Annotated in this window: 2 protein-coding genes; both read right to left on the reverse strand. The window is 62.0% G+C overall.

The annotated features are described in order from the left end of the window. Nucleotides 1-73: 73 nt before the first annotated feature. The gene (gene istB, locus QCE69_RS39230; protein WP_309936142.1) at nt 74-895 is read right to left on the reverse strand and encodes an IS21-like element helper ATPase IstB; all 822 of its coding nucleotides are present in this window, start codon (nt 893-895) and stop codon (nt 74-76) included. Further along, the gene (gene istA, locus QCE69_RS39235) at nt 892-2,343 is read right to left on the reverse strand and encodes an IS21 family transposase (RefSeq protein WP_409021284.1); all 1,452 of its coding nucleotides are present in this window, start codon (nt 2,341-2,343) and stop codon (nt 892-894) included. Before istA ends, istB begins: the two co-directional genes overlap by 4 nt. Between the last annotated feature and the right edge of the window lie 199 nt (nt 2,344-2,542).

A 2,542-nucleotide genomic window follows, 5' to 3' on the forward strand; every position in this document is an offset into this window, starting at 1 on the left:
TGGATAGCGTCAAGCAGCACGGCCGGTTTACCGACAATCATTTTGGCCGGTCGACCGGGATGATTGTCGGTCGTTATCCGGTCATGGTTGTCGCTCCTTGTTGTTGATTGTCGCCGGATGATTGTCGGCGCCTGTTGTTCTGCTTGTCGCTGGCGGTGCGGCGACGGTAGCTTTCGACATTCATCTCGAAGATCGTCGAATGATGGACGAGCCGGTCGATTGCAGCGACGGTCATGCCGGGATCAGGAAACACGTCATTCCAGCCCGAGAACGGCTGGTTGGCGGTGATCAGGAGGCTACGGCGCTCGTATCTTTCGGCAATGAGCTCGAACAGCACGCTGGTTTCGGCCTGATCCTTCCGGGCATATGACAGATCGTCCAGGATGATAAGGTCGAAGCGGTCGAGCTTGGCAAGAGCTGAGGGCAACTGCAGGCTCTGACGCGCAGCCTGCAGCTTCTGCACGAGCTCGCTGGTACGCGTGAACAGCACCCGGTAGCCGGCGTCAATCAACGCGTGTCCGATGGCCGAACCCAGATGACTTTTGCCGGCTCCGGGCGGGCCGAACAGGAGCGCCGTGGCGCCTTTCTCAAGCCACGAATCGCCGGTCGCGAGCGCCATGACGTGTGCCTTTGAAACCATCGGCACCATGCTGAAGTCGAAGGTCGCAAGCGTCTTGGTCGGGTCCAGATGCGACTCGGCACGGTGTCGTTCGATGCGCCGTTTGGCTCGCTCGGCCAGTTCGTGTTCGAGCAATGCGCCGATCAGCCGCGTGGCCTGCCAGCCTTCCGTGTCGGAGCGCTGCGCAAACTCGGGCCACAGGCGGGCGATGGTCGGCAGGCGCAGTTCATTGAGCATCAAGGCAAGACGGCCGGCATCGTAAGCGGGCGTGCTCATGCGACCTCCTTGCCGAGCAGGTCGTCATAGCTGCTTGCGGGTGGCATCTCGACATTGACGACTGGGCAATCGGCGTGACGCGGCGCGAACTCCTCGCGCAACGCCTTCAGATCCGGCAGCTTGCCGTCAACCAGCAACGCGTTGAGGCGCGCGGCCAGCACGGCCTCGACGCCATCAAGCGCGGCGAGTTCAAGCAATGCAACGATGACTTTGCACGCCTCGCGTTGCGTCAGTCTCGCCTCCAGCTGTTCCCACGTCCGGCGATACGCCTCACGCGGAAACAGCTCGTCTCGAAACGCAAGGCCCTTGAAGGCCTGCGGCTTGCGTTTGAGGCTCTCAATAAAGTGTCGGTAATCCAGCGCACGGCGGTTGTCGCCGGCACGTGAGCCGCGCGAGGCGCTATGCACCAGCGCGCCCGACAGATAGCAGTCAAGCCTGTCACCATACACGCGCACCTTCAGGCGATGACCGATCAGGCGCGACGGCGCGCTGTACAGAATGCCGCGTACGGTGAAGGTGCTGCAGCGTGTAACGCGCGCTTCTTCCTCGACGAAGTCGGTCGTGCGCCTTAACGGCAGATCCATGAGCTGTTCGCGCTCAAGGCGGAACGCTGCTGCGTTGCGCCGGTTGCGACGCATGACGACCTCGCGCAGAAACTCATCGTAGGCCGCACGATCGATGAAGTCCCGGTGACCGCGCAACATCAACGCCTGGTCGACGGCTTCCTTCAGATAGCGATGCGATGACTCAACGCTACCATTCTCGTGACCCAGGCCGCGATTGTTGCGTGTCCCGGTCATGCCATAGTGCTCAAGCAGCGACGCATAGCGCACCGTGAAGTCGTCTTCATCCGCGAGGTTTCTGAACGCCGCCGACAGACTGTCGGTGCGATGTTCGCGCGGACATCCCCCGGCCTGCCATAGTGCATTTTGCAATCCCATGGACAGTGCTTCGAAGCTCTCGCCACCTTCAACGACATTGGCGTATTCCCAGCGCGAGAACGCGAGCACAAAGTGGTACAGCCGGTGTTCGAATGGCAGGCCAGCGATCGTCACTCGCTGTTCGGCCATGTCGGTAAAGTCGGACAGGCCGCGTGCGCCGGGCTCATGCAGCTGCGGGAAGAAGACTTCCTTCGGTGGGCCGGATGTCGCCCGCCAGTGCCGCACGCGGCGCTCGAGTGTGCGGCGTGTGCTATCGGGATACTCCCCGGGATGATCGTCCTGCAGCTTGCGCAGGATCGTGACCGCCTGGAGTTGCGGCGCGTTCGCGAGCATCGGAACGACTTCAGTATCCCAGACGTCGGCGAAGGGATCGGGGCGGGAACGCCAGTAATGACGCGGTTTCTGTGATGGCAGTACGGTGTCCCGTTCTATGCGCCGGGCGCTGCGGACACTGATGCCGGCCTTGGCGGCGGCGATCTCCTGTGAGTGGTGTTTGCGTTTGGACATGTAGAGGCGAACCTGTTGGTCGGTAATGCGGGTTCCAGACATGTAGCTGATCGCTTTCTTATTCGATCAGCCATCGTAGAGCCCAGCCGACTTGGCGCCGCCGGTGGGGAGAACTCTCCGGCGGCTACGCCGCCTCTGACTTCTCCCCACCGGCCAAAACCTTCGCCGCTACACCGGCCAAAATGATTGTCGCCCTCCA

This window comes from Caballeronia sp. LZ032 (assembly GCF_031451315.1).
Classification (GTDB): domain Bacteria; phylum Pseudomonadota; class Gammaproteobacteria; order Burkholderiales; family Burkholderiaceae; genus Caballeronia.

What these genes read in the sequence shown, in the direction of transcription:
- istB (WP_309936142.1), bottom strand. Translation starts at nt 895, where the DNA reads ATGAGCACGCCCGCTTACGATGCCGGCCGTCTTGCCTTGATGCTCAAT.
- istA (WP_409021284.1), bottom strand. Translation starts at nt 2,343, where the DNA reads ATGTCCAAACGCAAACACCACTCACAGGAGATCGCCGCCGCCAAGGCC.